The organism is Acinetobacter sp. P8-3-8, from assembly GCF_000214135.1.
Taxonomy (GTDB): Bacteria; Pseudomonadota; Gammaproteobacteria; order Pseudomonadales; family Moraxellaceae; genus Acinetobacter.
In genome coordinates this window covers 23,257-42,738 of sequence record NZ_AFIE01000021.1, presented here as the reverse complement: position 1 = coordinate 42,738, position 19,482 = coordinate 23,257, and the positions used below count along the sequence as shown (strand labels likewise).

The following is a 19,482-nucleotide window of genomic DNA, read 5'->3' as shown; positions in this document are numbered from 1 at the left end:
ATAATGATTTTTAATTCAAATAGATAAGATTTCTATAAATAACACTCAATCAGGTGATCACTCTATAAAGGGATTACATTCAAAATTCTCAAACTTTCATTTCTTAATTCAATTTTAATATTGTGCTTTTTTAGCCTATTTTTTAAACATAAATTCAAGATTGATCTGAATACTGTAAATACTCGCAAAACTAGGCGGACGTTACCTTCTACAGGGCTTATGTTAGCATTCGCAAACCGTTTCATGCACTAAAATAGTCCAATGGCTCCAAGTTCACAATATAAGTTTTTACGTCAAGCACCCCGTGATGGTTTAAGTACAACATCACATCCCTCCCGATGGCAAAAAATACATATTGACCCATGGTTGACGCTTTTCTTAATTTTAAATGCTTTGCTCGGTTTAACCGTCTTATATAGTGCATCTGAAGAAAGTATTGGACTCGTCGCTAAACAAGCCATGAGTTTTGGTATTGGTCTTATGGTCATGATTGCTTTAGCTCAGATTCCACCTAAGGTCTATCAAGCTTTTGCGCCTTATTTTTATCTGTTTAGTGTCGCCTGCTTAGTCGCAGTTAAACTTTTTGGTGAAGTTCGCATGGGTGCACAGCGCTGGATTGATATTCCCGGTGCAGGCAGTGTACAACCCAGTGAGTTTATGAAAATTGCAATGCCGCTCATGATTGCTTGGTTTTTATCTCGTAATCCGCTACCACCAAGCTTTAAGAACGTTTTCCTGTCTTTAATCATGATCGGTATTCCTTTTATTCTCATCGCAGAACAACCCGATCTTGGAACATCGTTACTTATTTTAGCCAGTGGTATTTTTGTGCTATTTCTAAGTGGTCTTTCTTGGAAAATGATTTTAGTTGCAATCAGTGCAGCAGCCGCTTTTATTCCTATCGCATGGCAATTTTTGCTGCATGATTATCAAAGACAGCGTGTATTGACTTTAATTAATCCAGCAGCAGATGCTTTGGGTACAGGTTGGAATATTATCCAGTCCGAAACTGCAATTGGCTCCGGTGGTTTTATGGGCAAAGGTTACTTAGCAGGTACACAATCGCACTTACACTTTTTACCTGAAGGTCATACCGACTTTATTATTGCAGCTTTTTCAGAAGAATTCGGGTTAATTGGTATTATCTTATTGATTGTGATCTATTTTGCAATTATCTTCAGAACATTCCAAATCAGTTTAAGTTGCTTTCATAATTTCGGCCGTTTGGTCGCAGGCACGTTTGGATTGTCATTTTTTGTTTATGTATTTGTAAATGCAGGCATGGTCAGTGGTATTTTACCTATAGTCGGTGTGCCATTACCCTTTATGAGTTATGGAGGGACTGCAATTATTACTTTAATGGCCACTTTTGGCATTGTAATGTCAATTCATACACATCGTTAATTTCATCATAAATAATTAGGAAATATAACCTATGTTTAATTTTGGGCTTTTACAAAAAGTAAGAAATTTGTCTTTTTGTGCAGCTGCATTTTCGATTACCAGTTTCTGCCAAGCCAATGAGTTTGCAAGTCATCCTGACTATAACAATTTTAAAGCAAAAACCATGCAAACTTATGGTTTGAGTGGTGAGCAAATCGATTGGGCAATGAATGGTTCAAGAAATCTGCCCAATATTATCAATATTATGAATCGACCAGGTGAAAGTAAGCCGTGGTATGAATATAAAACCAATTTCCTTTCTGAAGGTACGATTCAACGTGGTGTGCGCTTTAGAAACCAGTATGCAGATACGTTAAATCGTGCTGAACAGCAATTTGGTGTGCCTCAGGCGATCATTCTAGGGATTTTAGGAGTAGAAACAGGCTACGGCTCAAATAAGGGCTCATTTATCACTCGTGATGCTTTAGCCACACTTGGCTTCGGTTACCCTCGTCGTGCACAATATTTCCAAGATGAGCTCGGTGCATTGATTGCTTGGTCATATAAAGATGATGTTCCAACCAACTCAATTGTTGGTTCTTATGCAGGCGCTGTTGGTTACCCTCAATTTATGCCGAGTAATATCTCTAAATTTGGGGTGGACTATGATGGAAATGGTCATATTGATCTCAGAAATTCAGCCGTAGATGCCATTGGTTCAATTGCAAACTATTTAGCACAGCATGGTTGGCAAAGAAATCAACCGATCGGCTTCCTTGCACGTTATACAGGGAATAATCCTGATGCAATCATTGCTAAAGATTTAACTCAACCTGTGCCTTATGGTTCTATTAAAAATTTAGGGATTGCTCCACTTAATCCTATTGTCAAAATTGATGACTTAGATTTAGTCAATGTCATTCAATTGCAAGATAATTATGGCCCAATTTACTACATCACTTATCCAAACTTTCAAGTGATCACGACCTATAATAAAAGCCGTATGTATGCTACAGCTTTATGGCTTTTAGGCACTGAAATTGTAAGTCGATAAGGCTTGCAATTTCTTAAATACAAGAAAAGTCAAGAAATTATTTTGTTAATTTGATCGCATTTTCTACAAATTAAATAAATTGTTACACTTTTGGTTATTTTTTGATCAATTTCTGTAAGAATTTGTCCTTTTTGTAACTGTTTTACAAATAACACTAGACACATTTGTTATCGCTTGAATATTATCCTTCCGTTAAATGCAGTTGCACAAGTGAATTTACAGACCTCTATAGGTTAATTTTCAGCGACTTAGAAAGTTAAATCAGAGGTTCCAAGGAGTTAAACGATGCATGCTTCACTCAAATATATGATAGCCCTGACCATGGGTTTAAGTATGACGCAAGTGAACTCAGAAATGGTTCAGTCATCATACTTAAACAATGATTCAGATAGTTCGAGCTTAGCTTCTCGTGTAGTAAGCAAAGACTCAACGAATTTTAATTCACATTTCTCAAACCTTAACAGTTTGTCAATTACTGAACGTTCTGGCGATAAAATTCGCCGTGAAACAATTGCAGCTAAGATTCAAGTTCCTGAAGATGAGCCTTCAGTAATTGATAAACTAAACGAAGTAGCTTCAAATACAGTTCGCAAATTCAGCCAAACAGGCGTTGCGTCTTGGTATGGTCGTCAATTCCACGGTCGTAAGACTGCAAGTGGTGAAACATTCGATATGAATGAATTGACAGCTGCTCATCGTAGCCTTCCATTGAACTGTTATATCCGTGTAACGAATAAAGACAATGGTAAGAGTGTGGTTGTAAAAGTAAACGATCGTGGTCCTTTCCATGGTAACCGTGTACTTGACCTTTCATACGGCGCTGCTAAGCGTTTAGGTATTACAAATTCAGGAACGGGACGCGTAAGCATTGAACGCGTGGACGGTCCAAACTCGTAAATTCACTGCATGCATTTAACGAAGCCACTTTAAGTGGCTTTTTTAATGTCTGAATGTACAAGGCTTTTGATTATGCCTCTCTCCATTCAGCAATAGTGCGATTCAAATCGCACTTTATTGGAATTTCTATACACTCCTATGATTTAAAGCTAAATTTGCTTCTATACAACAATAATGATCTCTGTTAAGTTAAATTTTCAGTATGCTTATCTAATGTTGATTTAATACCGATTTAACCCTGAATGCTTTTTTATAATTTAAAATTTTAATAATTTAAATCTTGGGGAATAACAATGTTGCTACGCCCTGCTCTACTTAGCTCAAAGATTTTACCCATATTATCAATTACGAGTTGTATCTTGATCAGCGGTTGTGCGACCACAAAACAACAAGCTTTAAAAACACACTCAGATGCTCATCCTAACGCTCAAATTGAACAAAGCTCACACAACATGCTCATTCATGGTGGTTCTATATTAACCATGCAAGGAATGACGCCGCATTATGTAGAAGCACTATTGGTTCAAGATGGACGAATTACATTTGCAGGTGATTTAAAACAAGCCAAACGACGACAACAACAACAGAAAACCAGCCAAGAGATTGATTTAAAGCATTACACCCTATTACCAGGCTTTATCGATGCGCATAGTCATCTCAATAGTGTAGGACTACAGCAAACTGTTGCGAATTTATATCCTGAGCCCGATGGCAATGTGTCTGATATTCCCTCATTGCTCAATGCTTTATCACAATGGCAGCAACAAAATCAGGCATTTATCCAAGCCACTCAAGGCTGGATCATTGGCAATGGCTATGACGATGCGCAACTGGAAGAAAAACGGCACCCTACAGCAGATGACCTCGACAAAGTCTCAAGCAACCACCCGATTATTATTTTGCACCAATCAGGACATTTAGCTTCAGTCAATCATAAAGCACTTGAATTGCTTAACATTGATAAAAATACGAAGAATCCCACTGGCGGCATTATTCGTCGTAAAGCGCATTCACAAGAGCCTGATGGCGTATTAGAAGAAGCTGCAGTATTTTCAGCTATGGCAACGGCTTTTAGCAAAGTTCCACCTGAAATTATGCAGAATATGGCAAAAACGGCGTTAAACACTTATATCAAGAATGGTTATACCACTGTGCAAGAAGGGCGTGCAGATGCAGCAACTGCTGAATTATGGCGAAGCTTTGCTGATATTGGGCAGTTAGATATTGATGTGGTGGTTTATCCCGATATCATCAATGAAAAAGCATATATGCTGCAACATGGCTCAAATTCTCAATACCAAAAGCATTTTCGCATTGGTGGTGTGAAAATAAGTTTAGATGGCTCTCCTCAAGGAAAAACAGCGTGGCTAAGCCAACCTTATTTAATCCCCCCTGAGGGCAAAGATAAAAACTACCGTGGTTACCCTGCTTATCCTGAACAATCCACGGTTCAAAATGCAATTAATCTAGCCTATCAACAACATTGGCAAATTCTCGCACATGCCAATGGTGATGCTGCCATAGATCAGTATTTAGAGACAATAGAAGTGGCGAATCAAAAGTTTGGACAAGCAGATCGTCGCAATGTCATCATTCATGCGCAAACCATGCGAGAAGATCAGCTCGATCGGGCAAAAAAACTAGGTTTAATTCCATCGTTTTTCTCCTTACATACCTATTATTGGGGTGATTGGCATAAACACGAAACTTTAGGTGCAGCACGTGCCAATCGTATTTCCCCTACAGGATCTGCATTAAGAAAGAATATGATTTTTACTCAACATCATGATGCACCTGTTATTCCACCTAAAAATATGATGGTGATTGATGCAACAGTGAACCGTACTACACGAACGGGCGATGTTTTAGGTGAAGATCAACGGGTTAGTCCTTATATTGCGCTGAAATCTGTTACAGACTGGGCGGCTTATCAGTATTTTGAGGAGAAAGATAAAGGAACATTGGAAAAAGGCAAACTTGCCGATTTTGTGGTTTTAGATGGTGATCCGCTGAAAGTGCCATCACAGCAAATAAAGAATATTAAAATTGTAGCGACTTATAAAGCAGGTCAATTGATTTATCAAACGGATAGTTTCAAGCCTAATATATCTGTGAATTCAGACACGTCTAAAAAATAATTTATAAATTCAAGACAGTGGTGAGTAAAAACTCACCACTGTCATAATCAACAAAACCACTTACGACTTAGAATAAATTGACTGCTAATAACGCCAATAGCGCAGGAACAGCTTGTATATAAATAATTTTCTTACTTGCAGTTAACCCACCGTAAATTCCAGCCACTAAAACACATGCTAAAAAGAAGTTGGCAAGTGCTATCGCATACGTTTCAGGTGCAATGAGTGACCAAAACAGGCCTGCGGCTAAAAAGCCATTATACAAACCCTGATTTTGCGCCAATACTTTAGTGAGTTGTGCTTTTTCAAGTGTGTTGCCAAAGGCTTTCAGGCCATAAGGTTTATCCCATAAAAACATTTCCAACACCAAAATGTAGACATGTAATATTGCGATTAATCCAACGAGTATCTGCCCAATCATGTTTATTTTCCTTTTTCTGGTCAGCGTTTAATGTTTAATATCTAATCTAAGCCAGCCTCTCGGCTGACTCGATTTACTTGATTTAAGCTTTTAACAAGACTTTACCTTGTCTCGCCCCTTGCGTTGCTTTTGATGCTGCAGTTGTAATATCTGCAAATTCAAAAATACCATCGATCGGTAAAACAAGCTTGTTCTGCGTTGCCAATGTAAGTAATTCAATAAATAACGCTTTTTTACGTTCAGCAGGCATCTGTTTACTCACCGTACTTGCCCAAAAACCTTTTAGTGTCGCTTGTTTAAAGATCAAATCACCTGAGGAAATTTGCATCAATTCTCCAGTCATACTACCAAAGGAAATCAGCAAACCATTTTCAGACAATGTATTTAACAATTCGCCACTGGCTTTACCACCAATTGAATCTACACCAACCAATAAGGGTTGCTCGGCATGAATGGCTTTAACCTGCTGCTGCCAATCAGCTTGATCTGTGGCAACAACGTGCTGAATTCCCAAAGCTTGCATTTCACTGACTGCTTCTTGGCGACGAACTAAATTGATCACGTGAATACCACGTGCTTGCGCAATCATGGCAACCGTTTTACCTACAGCGCCATTGGCTGTATTTTGGATCATCCATTGTCCAGCTTGAATATTGGCAAAATCCAATAACATTAAAGCACTGATTGGCATTCCAATGAGTTGTGCTGCTAATTCATCAGGAATAGCATCATTCAAAGGAACAACCGCTTGTGCAGGAGCAATAAAATATTCTGCCCAACTGCCATGAACGCCAGCTACAGCGACACGTTGTCCAATCGCAACACCACTCACACCGTCACCTAAGGCATCGATAATACCGACTGCTTCACTACCACCAATTGCAGGCAATTCAGGCTTATAGCCATAACTGCCACGAACAGTCCACACATCATGGTTATGCATTGGAGATAAAATCGTTTTAATACGTACTTGCCCTGCCTTAGGTTCAGGCTTTGACATTTCAGCCAATTCTAGTACATCAGCAGGTTCACCAAAACGACGATGGATAATACTTCTCATAGCTTATTCCTTAATCGGGAGTAATAGATTTTGTGTGGTTTCTAAAGCCAAATAAAGTGGCGCTTTATCTTGAGCAAGTTTGGTCAATAGTGCCGCACCAAACCATAACTGATACATCACTTGCGCCATTTTATTTGGATCGATATGTGGAGGAATTGAACCTTCCTGCTGCCCTTCTTGTAATAATCCTGCAACACGCTCAGTCAATTTATTGACCCCGAAATTCAAGATTTTGCGCATATCTTCCGATAAATCAGAAACTTCAGCAGCCAATTTCACAATAAGACAATTCTCAGCCCAACCACCATGGGTTGGATCTTCAATCCATGCCTGCCAAAGCGCCATCAAACATGCATAGGCACTGCCATCTGTTTGCAACCAAAGTTGCTCGACCTTCACTTTGTAGTCACGAATATATTGTTCCAACAAAGCACAGCCAAAGTCTTCCTTTGACGCAAAATAATAGTAGAACGAACCTTTCGGTACGTCGCAGGCTTTTAATATCTCTTGCAAGCCAACGCCGACAAATCCTTTGCGTAATACCAGTTCAAAGCTGGTATCTAAGATATGTTGTCGGGTTGCTTCACTTTTGTTTGATCGTTTCATAGCCTTACTATAAATCAATAATAGACCAGTCGTCTATAAATTTAACCCATAATCGTGTAATTTAAATATCCAAAATATTGCCCCAACAACTCAAAAAATACGCACATCGCATCTTTGTCTAAATACATTATTTCACTTTAATTTTTAGGTAAATTTAACCCTTTGTTTAAAAACACATTGAAAAAATAGTTTATTAAAATATGATAACAGTGAAGTATTTTTATACTCATAAATATGAGCATTTATAATTTTGGATAATTTATGAAAATTAAGGCAATTTCTTTCGCAGTTTTATCATCTTTACTTTTAACTGCATGTGGTGGAGGGGGTGGCTCTGATTCGTATACAGGTGGTAATGGAAACAATGACAATACAACACCTGATACCTCTGCGAATCAACAATGGAGTATTCTTGATATTGGTGAAGTCAATTCAGCCCCATATGAAGGCCCCTTGGGCTATGAAGAAAATAGAATAACCTTAAAAGATGGCAAATATTATGTGAAACAAACCAATACATTAGATGATAGTAAGAGTTTATATCTCAGTTTTATGGTGACCAAAGATGGTGTTTATGAAGATGGCCCTATCAGTCAAGATGGAGCGTTGATTGGAACTGTGTCTATAAACGCAAATCAATGGACATTGTTGCCTTATTCGAAAATTGGATCGACTGGTTTAAAGTTTTATCATACCTACAAAACAATCGATATCAGTGGTCAATCGTTTAATCATGTCATTGCTCCATTAAATATGTGGGCAATCAAAAATGGTCGAACAAATGACATCTCTGTCAGCAATGCTGAATTAAAATTCTATACAGCCAATACCACCACCAAATTTCCAAGTGGTTCAACCTGCTTACAATTGATAAAAGAGGAAAATAATCAAGAATATATTGAACTTGAAATAGAAAGCGAAAATGACCCATATGTGATAAACAGATGGAATGATTTTGCCCTCGCAGGCTCTGGAGCAGAACAAAAAATATTTAAAGATACAACAGCATATATAACCTCTCAGGATGATAATGAAGACGACAATGCTGATATGTATGCAAAATACCAAAATAAGTATTTTGCAGGAAATTATACTGCCAAGGGCATACAATTTGATTTTGAGGATTTACTTAAAGAGCTTAGCGAGAGCAGTAAGGCTTTAACAGGTCAAGACAAAGTCATTGCAAATGAGTATATCGATGCCGTCAAAAATACATGTATGCTTTACAATGATAAAGCGACTCAGACCATCCTTAATGCCATTAAAAATGCAAATTAAAGCATTGTATTAAAACCAAAACACCACGTTTTTACGCGTGGTGTTTAGTTTAACAATTCATTCAATACTATATAATTTAACTTTATTTATACTTTCCAAAAACCTTCCATACGCCATTATCTGCCAAAGGATCACTATAACTGTCATTGCGTTGTTTACGTGGTTTCTCTCTTGCATCGACAATTTCAAAATCTTTTTCAATACTTAACACGATACCATTCACATAAAAACGAGTCCGTGTATATTCACTTTGACCATGTTGAAAGACATAAGTTCTTAAATCGATAAACTCCCGATGTGCAACCAATGCTGCCGTGTCATCACTATTAAGCCAATGCGTCATCTCAGCCATTTGTTCAGCATCAAATTGCCCACATTTTTCCAGCAATGAAGCAATTCCTCGAAATGTTTTTGATTCTTTCGCTCGGGTTTTATTGATTCGAATACGATCTACATGAAAAAAGAATAACGGGAAATTCAAATGACTGGGCAAGTGAATAGCATTCAAGACTTCATCTTCCATGAAAGGTTGATATAAAGCTTGTGCCCTTTCAATCAGCCCAAGCCAGTGCGTATAATATTCATCGACCTGTTGTTTTGATCCATAATAAATTGGTAATCCTTCAACATTGGATAAATCTACAGGCGGCCACATATTTTGTCTTAATAATGCAATATCATTTTTTAAACTTTGCACCGCAATCGCATCTTGCATCTTATCTTCCTGAATCATTTCAAATATGCTTAGGCTATTTTGAGTATGCTATAGTTGCAACGACGAAACAAGATTACAAAAAGGAAATCCAATGTCTGAAAATGATGAAATCTATGAAAATAGCGAACAAACTGAATCCGATGAACAATTTTTTGAGCGTGCGGATGAATTCATCGGTCTTGCAAATCAGTTGATTGATTCGACCCATCAAGTTTCGCATCTGACTACTGAACCAGGTAAAGTCAGCGCTTCATTTATGTACGCCAATGCACGTTTTAGCGCATGGCATGCGGCTTGTTCTTACCAACAAGTTGATGATTTTAAAAAAGATCGTCAAGTGATTTTAGATTATTATATGGAACAATTTAAGTCGATGCTTGAAAGCAATTTGGATGAATACCAAGAAAATTTTGAAGAGTATTTTCCAAAAGCAGAGGCTGAAGAAGTAAAGCGTTTCGTTTAAGTGCGGGATTGCCTATAATAGGTTTGTAAAATTAATATGTAGTTGTGGAAAAAATCATGTCTCAAAAAATCGATGCTGCTGATGTCACCGAAGAAGAAGCTTTAAACGCTGTCTTTTTTGAGCGTGCTGATGAGTTTATTAAGCAAGCCAATGAGTTTTGCCGCCCTGCAAAAGGTCAACAACCAAAGCCTGAAGAACTACGTGGTCAGGTTAGTGCAGCGATGTTATTTGCGACAGCTCGGTTTAATACTTGGGTTGCTGCCAATACTTTCAAAGATGGCGAAGAAATGCGTGAAGCAAAAGAACAAGTCATGTCTTATGTGCTACAGCAGTTTCAAATGATGCTTGAAGACAATTTTGATGAATATTGCGAACAGTTTGATAACTATCTTCGTTTTAGAAAAAATGAAGATTTTCATACGCATAAACATGATGGCAAAGATGACCATCAACACTAATTTATTTTAAGAACAAAAGTTAATAAAAAGCCCTGATGGGCTTTTTATTTATAAATAATTTTAACATTTACAATGACTTAAAATCAAAAAATACTCATCATTTTTATCAATTAATCATATCCATACTTTATAAATTTCATGTAATAGCTTCGCTAAACACCATTCTACATAATGGAAAATTATAAAAGTTGAAAGTCTGTTCAACCGATAAGATTTCCGAATGAATCAAGCTATACAAAAATTATTTCAAAGATAAATTCAAATAATTTAACAAAACTAAACAATATCCAAATTAGAGCACAATCTTACAAATAACAATTATTTCATTTTAAACAAATGTTTATGATTCTTAAAAAGCGAAAAAGTCTTTTTGTAAAAAAGTATTAAAATTAATCAAAATAATAATTATTTAGCTTAACTTATAAAACTCTTTATTAATTTTAGGATATATAAAATGGCTTCTTTGGTATACTCAGTAAATCTTATGGCTAATTCTACGGCAAAAATTTTCATAGGTTCTCAAGAAATCGGTTCTTTTACAGTTCGCCCTAATGGGTATTTCTCTCGTATGATTCCTTATGACAACGGCGAAACCGTAACATTAGTAGGCATCGATAAACAAGGTTTAAATTACTCCTATACCTTCATAGCTCGAAACTCTCATAGTTCAGATACTCCGACAACAATTGAAATTCATGACGATGTTCATACTGTGACTGGATCAGCAGAAGCAAACTCTGTTATTCGTATTACAGATTCAAATGGAAGCATCGTTGGAATTGCGACTGCAAACTACCAAGGTAAATTTACTGTTTCAACTGCCCCTCTACAACCTGGTGAGCAATTAAATATTATTGCAACGGATAACGATGGCAATGTTTCACAAGCTGCGCATATTACTGTTCCTCAACCCGTTGCGCTTATAAGTGATGCAACTACTCATAGCCTAACTCATCTTTTAGGAGACGAAGCAATTGTTTCAACGCAGGAAAACACTGCGAAAGCACATCCTTCTTCTCACTCAAACCTAGATCAGGTGATTAGCCATATCATCAAAGAACAAGGTATTACAGAGAATGTAAACCCTGAAGGACCAAAAACAACTCATCAAGACACAACCGTTCATACTGAATTAGTGGCTTTAACTGCTAAAAATCACAGTTTTGATGAACTTATTCAAGCTCAACAACATCTTGTTTAATAATAAAAATTAGATATGAAGTCTTATGGAATAGTAATATTCCATAAGACTTCAAAACAAACCAGCAAGCAGAGACATTCCGTTTTTGCTTGCTGGTAATCAATTTGTGATTGACGACAATAAGATAGATGGTCAATATCATCAGTAATTTTACTAATCGTAACATCCACACTTTATAAATTTCATGTATTGTATTTCTAATAATAAAGAACAAGTTGGACGTTATATGCAACATATAGATTTTCCAATTATTGACCTTCATATTCATCAATGGGATCCTTACAATACACCGCATGCGGCTGCACTTGCTGTTAAACTATTGGGAAATCGCCCTTTCCTCTTAGATAAAATGGTGCGTTTGGTTAAACCCAAAGATCTGATCGATACTGTTGGCTTAACCACGCATATTACTCAAGCTTATTTACCTCAAGATTACAAAAACGATATTGGTCAATATCAAGTTGAACAAGTCGTCCATATTGAAGCAAGTTGGGCAAACAATAAAGGCAAAGGTGTGGTGGGTGAAACAGAATTTATAGAATCACTACCTTTTAATGAGAATACTGTTCATCTTGGAGGCATTGTCGCTACGGCTGACCCTTGCGACAGTAATTTTAAAAAGATATTAAAATTACATCAAAAGGCTTCAAAGCGGTTACGTGGTATTCGCCGTATGGCTTCATTCCATGAAGATAAAGGCGTACACAATTGGACAGATGATCCAAACTTATATACCAATAAAAAGTTTCTAAAAGGTTTTGAACACATTGCGCAACATAACCTTAGTTTCGATGCATGGGTATATTCGACTCAAATTCCAGATGTAATTGAATTAGCCAAAAGATTTCCTGAAACATCAATTGTTTTAGATCACTTTGGTACGCCTGCTGGGCTATTTGGAAAAGTTGGGCAAAATACGGGATTAACTCAAACGGCTCGAGAAAATATTTTCTATCAGTGGCAAGATTACATGGCTGAACTGGGTACTTTACCAAATGTCTATACTAAAATGTCTGGTTTATTCATGCCTGTTTTAGGTCATCAATTTTATAAAAAAAAGCAACTGGCTTCTAAACAACAAATTATTGACCTCGTTGCTCCTCTCATTACACATGCCTTAGATAGTTTTGGAACTTATCGAGTCATGTTTGCTTCAAACTTTCCTATGGATCGAGTCAATACAAGCTTGATCAATATCATTGATGCATTTAGTGATGTGGTGATGCAATATGATGAAAATGCACTAGAACAAGTATTCCACCACAATGCAAAGCAGTTTTATCGCTTATAATTTTTATCATTATCTAAGAAAAATGCAGTGGCGCTCAAACGAGCGCTGCTCTCATTCATTCACTGAATTAAACAAATTAATTCTGTAAACCATCTTGTTGGCTTAAAAATTTTTGAATCGCATATTGTGCAATTTCAGCATCTTCAAAAGATTTAACCCCAGAAATACCTATTGCTCCAACCAATTGTTGTTGGTACAAAATAGGCTCTCCACCTTCCAGCATACCTGAAAATGTATCCATGGTCAGAAAACCCATTTGACCATTTTTGATTAAATTTTCAAAAACACCTGAAGGACGACGGCTCACCGCCGAACATTTGGCTTTTTCTAAACTCAGATTTGCAGTCATTGGAGATGCACCATCCATACGCTTCATCGCTAATAGATTTCCAGTCTCATCGACAATGCTAATACTGACATTAAAATGCTGTTCAATTGCATATTGATGAGCTTGGTCTAATAAAAATTCAGCATCTGACAATGTTAAATAATGTTTACTTTTCATCTTCCAACTCCATATCATAGTAAAAGAGCTTGCATCAAAGCACATGCTCTATTACATGATAATTCATTTGAAAATTATTTCATTTCAGCAAAAGTTTCTTTTGCAGCTTGAATTGTAAACGCAATGTCTTCATCACTATGTGCAGCAGAGATAAAACCAGCTTCAAAAGCAGATGGTGCAAGGTTTACACCACGTTTCAACATACCGTGGAAAAATTTACGGAATGCTTCAATATCACATTTGAGAATATGATCAAAACTGGTGATTTCTTTCTGATCCGTAAAGTAAATTCCAAATAATCCGCCCGCTTGTTGAGTGAAGAATGAAATACCTGCTTCGTCCGCAGCTGCTTGCAATCCAGTTAATAATTTGTCTAATTTTGCAGATAAATCTGTATAGAAATTCGGTTGACGTAAGGTTTCAAACATTTTGATTCCTGCACGCATTGCCAATGGATTACCTGACAAAGTTCCTGCCTGATACACACCACCTAAAGGCGCAATACATTCCATAATTTCACGTTTACCACCAAAAGCACCCACTGGCAGTCCTGCACCAATGATTTTACCGAGTGTCGTTAGATCAGGCTTAACATTGTAATACGCTTGCGCACCGCCCAAAGCAACACGAAAACCCGTCATTACTTCATCGATAATAAATACTGATTTATATTGATCACATTGTTCACGAATTGTTTCAAGGAAGCCCGGAATCGGTTTAACCAAATTCATATTTCCTGCAACAGGCTCAATAATCACCCCTGCAATCTCATTTCCAAATTTAGCAAAACATGCTTTTACAGCTTCAATATCGTTATAAGGTAAAGTAACTGTATGTTTTGCAAAATCCGCAGGAACGCCTTTCGAAGTTGGCTCACCCATGGTTAACATACCTGAACCCGCTTTCACTAATAGCGAATCAGAATGTCCGTGATAGCAACCTTCAAACTTCACAATCATGTCACGGCCTGTATAGCCACGTGCTAGACGAATAGCGGTCATGGTTGCTTCTGTACCAGAATTGGTCATTCGCACCATTTCAATTGAAGGCATAATTTCGCAGATCATATCTGCCAAAGTCGTTTCATGCACTGTTGGTGCACCAAAACTCAAACCATCTACAGCAGCATCTTGTACAGCTTTGATAATGTCAGGATGTGCATGACCTAAAATCATTGGTCCCCAAGAACCGACATAGTCGACATAGCGTTTGCCATCGACATCATATAAATAAGCACCTTTGGCTTTTTCAATAAAAACTGGCGTACCACCCACACCATTAAACGCACGCACCGGTGAATTTACACCGCCTGGGATATGCTTACTGGCTTGTTTAAACAATTGTTCTTGCTTTGGAGATAAGCTCATAAATCTACTCAATCCTATTTCAGGTGATCAATAATATTGCGACAACATTCTACATCATCAAACTTCAACGTTCTCATTCACAACCTAAAATACTGAAGCGGAGAAGTTTAAAGTTAAGATGTGTATTTTTTAAATAAATTAGGCAGTTTCTGCAAAAAGTTCAGCCCATGCAGCGACACGTGCAGGAATATCTTCAACTGATAAAGCCAATATATCACTAATTACAGCGCAAAGGTCAGCACCAGAATCGATCACAACTTTTGAATTTTCAACAGTTAAACCACCAATCGCACAAATAGGTAAGTTGAACTTTTCTGAGGCTTGCTTTAAAACCTCTAAACCGATATTCCCTGCTTCTGGTTTAGTTGAAGTTGCATAAATTGCACCAAATGCAATATAAGTTGCACCATCTGCAATGGCTTTTTCTGCAAGTTCAATCGAATTTAGGCACGTACGCCCAATAATCACACCTTGCGCCAAACGTGTAGCCGCATCCGAAATTTCCCCATCAGACTGACCAAGATGTACGCCTAGACCAAATTGTTCTGCTAAATCTAAATCATCATTAATCACAAACGGCGTTTGGTACTTTTCACACAATGTTTTGATCTGTTGAACTTCATCGATTTGATCAACTTTAGCAATTTTTTTACGGCGATATTGAAGTATGGCAATATCATTGGTTGCCAATGCTGCTTCTAATTTTTCTAAGAGTAAATGAATAGGATCATCATTGGTGATGAGATAAAGACCGCGCATACTTCTACTCGTTTAAAACAAAGTAGAAGTATAGCGAGAGTTGAAATGAAATACATATTGCTATAAAAATTTTATTGCTAATAAAACACATCTGTATTGTTAGTTTAATGAATAAATCGCTGATCACGATGGATATTCAAATTCAGTATTTAAATATTCATCGTAAATGTCTTAAGCAGATCAAAAATTAAGCTTCTATATTTTAGAACTTGAATAAACAAACATTATATTTGAGATATTCCCTGTACTAAGAATAAACTGTACTAACTTAAACTTACTTCACACTTATGTATCATTAAAATATTTAGGAATACTCAACAACAATTTGACTAAATCAGATTGGCGATTTGTTTCTGTTTTTCTTAGAATTTCTTTAATCTGCTTTCTTACTGTATCTATTGAGACATTGTTTTTTATAGAAATTTCTTTTGCTACAAATCCCTCTAATAATAAAATAGCCACTCGTGACTCTGCTGGAGTCAAATTAAAGGCTGTATGTAATAGATGTGAGTTAATTGTTGGAGAATATTTAGGATGATAGATCGTCAACATGACTGTTGGTCGAATACCAAACGTTTTTAACTCATGTTCAGAGATTAATAATGTAGCAAAAATATATACTTTTCCACCATTACCATCATCAAGTTTAATACAACCATCTTTCACGACTTCATATAATTGATCACTTTTTTGCTTAAATAAACATTCGATATTTTGTAAATCATGTGTTAGTTGTTTTTGAAATGGTTCAGGTAGTTTCAACTCATCATCAGAGATATTGACGATATTACTTTTTTGAATCAGCTGTTTTGCTGAAGTATTCAAATGCACGACTTTACAATCTAAATTGATCAAAATAACAGGCTGAGATAACTTATCAATCAGTGAATATCCAATAATCGCTTTACTTGAAAACTCAAAAATATAGCGTTGAATTACAGCTATTCTTTTTAAATGTACAACCAATTGATCTAAAAAATCTAATTCATCTTTATTTAATGGTGCACGTTGCTTCGATGTGTTGATTCCAATAATGACACATAAACGATCATCTTGAATCAATTCATGGACTGCACTATAACGAATTTGATTGGGTTCTAAAATATTCTGATAAACCTCAGAAGACTCCATCGTTGCATCATCAATAAAATGATGGCATTGATACCAGCCCTGATTTTGCATATTTAAAACATCAATCCAACGTGGATCATTTTTAATATAGTTTTGAATATAATTAACTTCTATACTTGCACTTTCTTCTTCTGTGTTTAATGAAATCGCACGACTATACGAGAAAGCATTATATTTTAAATCCATGCCAATCACATGGATCGCAGAGGAATCCATCACTTGATTGAGCTTGGCTAAAAAAATACCCCATCCATCATTTTGAATAGGAATCTTATAAATCAACTCAACTAATTCATCATAATATTCTCTATAAGTCATTGTGTTTTTTAATTCATGGACTGATCATTAATATAACAAAAATTCACATGAAATATAGAGAATTAAATCCAATAATTCATAAACCACAAGATCATTATAACGATCAATAAAAAAACCACCTTAAATACAGTGCTTATTATAAAAATAGTGAATCTAAATATAAGGTTATTTTTAATATTTTAACTTAAAATCATCGCTTTCATTTCATCATTAAAAAATAAAACTGGAGGCTTACTCCAGTTTAAAAAAGATTTTTACTTTTTCTGTTAGAAATAGACATTAACTGTCAATTTTATCAAATTTACGGTCTTTTAAACTTAAATTACCGCGGATAATATCTGACAACATTCGCCAATCTGAAATAAAGCTATATAGAGGTTGTTTGAAACTTGCTGGTTTATTTTTCTCAAAAACGAAATGACCAACCCAAGCACATGCATAACCCGATACTAAGCCATAAACAAAATACTTTGGTTTTCTTTGGCGAATTGCTTGAGCAAAAAAATAAATTCCTACACTACTTCCAACAGCATGCAAGCGACGGCTCATGATGTTTCGGTGTTCAGTTAAATAGAAACGATAAAACTCTGAATAATTTTTTATAGGTAGCTGAAATTGTTTAGATATTTCAAAATCTGATTTAGGTTCAACTTGTGCATTCACGGCAATCATCCTGATTTAGTATTCATCACATAATTCTAATTTATGTTGAATAAATGCACAAAGCAACACTCTTTTCAATAAAACGATATCGTGCTGCTGTAAATCAAATTTATAAGGTCAATTCTCATTTAAATTTTACGTTACAATGCTTCATTCAAATTAAGTAAAGTTAACGTACTTATCCACACTGTTTTATCAATATGTGAATAAGTATGATTGATCAGCTGTTATACACATTAAGATTTTAACAATATTGCTAGGATTCCATCATGCTTGAAGTTGAATTAAAATTTCAGATTCCAGAAGCTCGTCGTAGTGCTTTACTTAAAGCACTAGATCCCAAAAAGTCTGAAAAAATTCAATTACAAGCAAAGTATTATGATACTGATGATAAAAAACTTGCTCAAAATGGTGCAGCACTGCGTCAGCGTTTAGAAGGCACGCACTGGGTACAAACACTTAAAGCTGCAACTAAAAGCCATTTACAACGTGTTGAAGAAAACCATGATTTAGGTGAATTATCCGAAGCACCACAGCTTGATTTGTCGATTTATGCTGATCAATCTGAAGCACACAATATTTTAAAAAATGCATTAGCCGATCAATTTGATCAACTCAAACTGCAATTTGAAACAGATATTCAACGCACTTTTCGTGTTATTCATTTTGAAGATGCAGAAATTGAAGTCTGTTTAGATGTGGGCGAAATTCGTACAGATTCAAAACAAATTGAAATCCATGAAGTTGAATTTGAGTTGAAAAGTGGTTCAATTCAATCTTTATTGGCTTTTAGTTTTGAATGGGTGAAGAAATATCAACTTTGGCTAGACGTCCGCAGTAAAGCTGAATTTGGAAATCTACTTACACTCAATCAAAAAGTAAGTCCTGCGCAACAAAGTAAAGAAATCATTCTCAATAAAAAAGACAGTGCGGATAAAAACCTGCGTGCATTAATTGCTATCCATATGCAGCATCTTTTACCTAATATTGCTGCAATTTCTGCACAAGTTGCTGAATCTGAACATATTCGCCAAGCACAAATTGCACTACACCATTTACATTTAAGTCTTTCCCTATTTAAAGATTGGACAGATACAAAAACAGATAAATGGGCGCATCAATTGGCTGCATTTGAAAGCCATTTTAAAAATCTACAACATTTTGAACATATGCAGAATACTTTAGGTGCTTTATTGCAAAACCCTAAAACAGCAGAAAGTTTAGATAAAGACATTTTATATGCCCAAGAAAAACTGAATAATTTAGTGAAATCTACTCAAAATGTTCAACATTATTTAGAGCTGTTGATGTTTAGCTTAGGACAATCTGAAAAAGCACAAGAACATGATTTAAAATGGTACGCCCAAAATACATTACAACACCAGTATAAACAGCTTCAAGAAGCGTTAACTCAAGCCGATTTAGCGGATCTTGAAAGCTTAGAACTCTTGGCGCAAAGACTGAATGAATTGAAATTTAGCTTTCCAATTTTGACCCATATTTATGATGTCAAAAACCTGCAAAAATATGCCAAGTCTTTAAATGACGCTCAACAAGCATCTGAACAATATCAGGTGCTTGCTTCCTCTGCCTCATATTTGCAACAAACTGAACTCGAAGCCAGTGATTGGTTTGCTTTAGGCTGGCTTACAGCAAAACAAGAAGCTTATGCTCAAACCTTGTTAGATGCGACAGAACAATTCTTGCTTAGTCGTAAGTTTTTAAAATAATCACTTTATTTACTTAAATTGGATGATTTCAACGCTGAAATCAT

General features: G+C 36.1%; 19 protein-coding genes. 10 read left to right on the top strand and 9 right to left on the bottom strand.

The features are described from left to right. Nucleotides 1-261 precede the first annotated feature (261 nt). The 4 genes from rodA to GGG_RS0110395 all read left to right on the top strand — a co-directional run bounded on the left by rodA (nt 262) and on the right by GGG_RS0110395 (nt 5,472). Nucleotides 262-1,404 carry a rod shape-determining protein RodA gene (gene rodA / locus GGG_RS0110410; protein ID WP_010114687.1) on the top strand — a complete coding sequence of 381 codons (1,143 nt, stop codon included), beginning with the start codon at nt 262-264 and terminating at the stop codon, nt 1,402-1,404. A gap of 31 nt (nt 1,405-1,435) precedes the next feature. After that, complete coding sequence (gene mltB, locus GGG_RS0110405) at nt 1,436-2,437, top strand: lytic murein transglycosylase B (RefSeq protein ID WP_010114685.1); 1,002 nt, start codon at nt 1,436-1,438, stop codon at nt 2,435-2,437. A gap of 285 nt (nt 2,438-2,722) precedes the next feature. Next, nucleotides 2,723-3,334 carry a septal ring lytic transglycosylase RlpA family protein gene (locus GGG_RS0110400; protein ID WP_010114683.1) on the top strand — a complete coding sequence of 204 codons (612 nt, stop codon included), beginning with the start codon at nt 2,723-2,725 and terminating at the stop codon, nt 3,332-3,334. 293 nt (nt 3,335-3,627) lie between these two features. Continuing rightward, entirely contained in the window at nt 3,628-5,472 is a 1,845-nt protein-coding gene (locus tag GGG_RS0110395) for an amidohydrolase (RefSeq protein ID WP_010114681.1), read from the top strand. A gap of 67 nt (nt 5,473-5,539) precedes the next feature. Here the strand turns inward: GGG_RS0110395 and GGG_RS0110390 are convergent, their stop codons facing one another. The 3 genes from GGG_RS0110390 to GGG_RS0110380 all read right to left on the bottom strand — a co-directional run bounded on the left by GGG_RS0110390 (nt 5,540) and on the right by GGG_RS0110380 (nt 7,559). Beyond that, nucleotides 5,540-5,893, bottom strand: coding sequence for a DUF1304 domain-containing protein (locus tag GGG_RS0110390; RefSeq protein WP_010114679.1), 354 nt, complete (start codon nt 5,891-5,893; stop codon nt 5,540-5,542). Between the two features lie 82 nt (nt 5,894-5,975). Next, the gene (locus GGG_RS0110385) at nt 5,976-6,953 is read right to left on the bottom strand and encodes a zinc-binding dehydrogenase (RefSeq protein WP_010114677.1); all 978 of its coding nucleotides are present in this window, start codon (nt 6,951-6,953) and stop codon (nt 5,976-5,978) included. A 3-nt stretch (nt 6,954-6,956) separates the two neighbouring features. Beyond that, a complete protein-coding gene (locus GGG_RS0110380; RefSeq protein ID WP_010114675.1) occupies nt 6,957-7,559 on the bottom strand; it encodes a TetR/AcrR family transcriptional regulator in 603 nt (200 codons plus the stop codon). Nucleotides 7,560-7,820: 261 nt separating this feature from the next. On the opposite strand from GGG_RS0110380, the gene GGG_RS0110375 reads away from it, so the two are divergent. Further along, nucleotides 7,821-8,837, top strand: coding sequence for a hypothetical protein (locus tag GGG_RS0110375; RefSeq protein ID WP_010114673.1), 1,017 nt, complete (start codon nt 7,821-7,823; stop codon nt 8,835-8,837). Nucleotides 8,838-8,919: 82 nt separating this feature from the next. On the opposite strand, the gene GGG_RS0110370 is transcribed toward GGG_RS0110375, so the two are convergent. Continuing rightward, on the bottom strand, nt 8,920-9,552 hold the full coding sequence (locus GGG_RS0110370) for a hypothetical protein (RefSeq protein WP_010114671.1): 633 nt from the start codon (nt 9,550-9,552) through the stop codon (nt 8,920-8,922). Nucleotides 9,553-9,643: 91 nt separating this feature from the next. Between GGG_RS0110370 and GGG_RS0110365 the strand changes: the two genes are divergently transcribed. The 4 genes from GGG_RS0110365 (at nt 9,644) to GGG_RS0110345 (ending at nt 12,965) form a co-directional block, all read left to right on the top strand. Next, a complete protein-coding gene (locus tag GGG_RS0110365) occupies nt 9,644-10,015 on the top strand; it encodes a DUF3144 domain-containing protein (protein WP_010114670.1) in 372 nt (123 codons plus the stop codon). Between the two features lie 56 nt (nt 10,016-10,071). Continuing rightward, nucleotides 10,072-10,473 carry a DUF3144 domain-containing protein gene (locus GGG_RS0110360; RefSeq protein ID WP_010114669.1) on the top strand — a complete coding sequence of 134 codons (402 nt, stop codon included), beginning with the start codon at nt 10,072-10,074 and terminating at the stop codon, nt 10,471-10,473. Nucleotides 10,474-10,927: 454 nt separating this feature from the next. After that, nucleotides 10,928-11,674 carry an Ig-like domain-containing protein gene (locus tag GGG_RS0110355; protein ID WP_010114668.1) on the top strand — a complete coding sequence of 249 codons (747 nt, stop codon included), beginning with the start codon at nt 10,928-10,930 and terminating at the stop codon, nt 11,672-11,674. A gap of 226 nt (nt 11,675-11,900) precedes the next feature. Continuing rightward, on the top strand, nt 11,901-12,965 hold the full coding sequence (locus GGG_RS0110345) for an amidohydrolase (protein ID WP_029574536.1): 1,065 nt from the start codon (nt 11,901-11,903) through the stop codon (nt 12,963-12,965). A gap of 76 nt (nt 12,966-13,041) precedes the next feature. Here the strand turns inward: GGG_RS0110345 and GGG_RS0110340 are convergent, their stop codons facing one another. From GGG_RS0110340 to GGG_RS0110320, 5 genes are all read right to left on the bottom strand, one after another. Then, the gene (locus GGG_RS0110340; protein WP_010114666.1) at nt 13,042-13,470 is read right to left on the bottom strand and encodes a heme-binding protein; all 429 of its coding nucleotides are present in this window, start codon (nt 13,468-13,470) and stop codon (nt 13,042-13,044) included. A 74-nt stretch (nt 13,471-13,544) separates the two neighbouring features. Next, on the bottom strand, nt 13,545-14,837 hold the full coding sequence (gene hemL / locus GGG_RS0110335; RefSeq protein WP_010114665.1) for a glutamate-1-semialdehyde 2,1-aminomutase: 1,293 nt from the start codon (nt 14,835-14,837) through the stop codon (nt 13,545-13,547). A 138-nt stretch (nt 14,838-14,975) separates the two neighbouring features. Beyond that, a complete protein-coding gene (thiE, locus tag GGG_RS0110330) occupies nt 14,976-15,596 on the bottom strand; it encodes a thiamine phosphate synthase (protein ID WP_010114663.1) in 621 nt (206 codons plus the stop codon). 285 nt (nt 15,597-15,881) lie between these two features. Next, a complete protein-coding gene (locus GGG_RS0110325) occupies nt 15,882-17,045 on the bottom strand; it encodes a LuxR C-terminal-related transcriptional regulator (RefSeq protein WP_010114661.1) in 1,164 nt (387 codons plus the stop codon). A 279-nt stretch (nt 17,046-17,324) separates the two neighbouring features. Then, entirely contained in the window at nt 17,325-17,717 is a 393-nt protein-coding gene (locus GGG_RS0110320; RefSeq protein ID WP_010114659.1) for a DUF962 domain-containing protein, read from the bottom strand. A 260-nt stretch (nt 17,718-17,977) separates the two neighbouring features. Between GGG_RS0110320 and GGG_RS0110315 the strand changes: the two genes are divergently transcribed. Further along, a complete protein-coding gene (locus GGG_RS0110315; protein WP_010114658.1) occupies nt 17,978-19,438 on the top strand; it encodes a CYTH domain-containing protein in 1,461 nt (486 codons plus the stop codon). Nucleotides 19,439-19,482 lie beyond the last annotated feature (44 nt).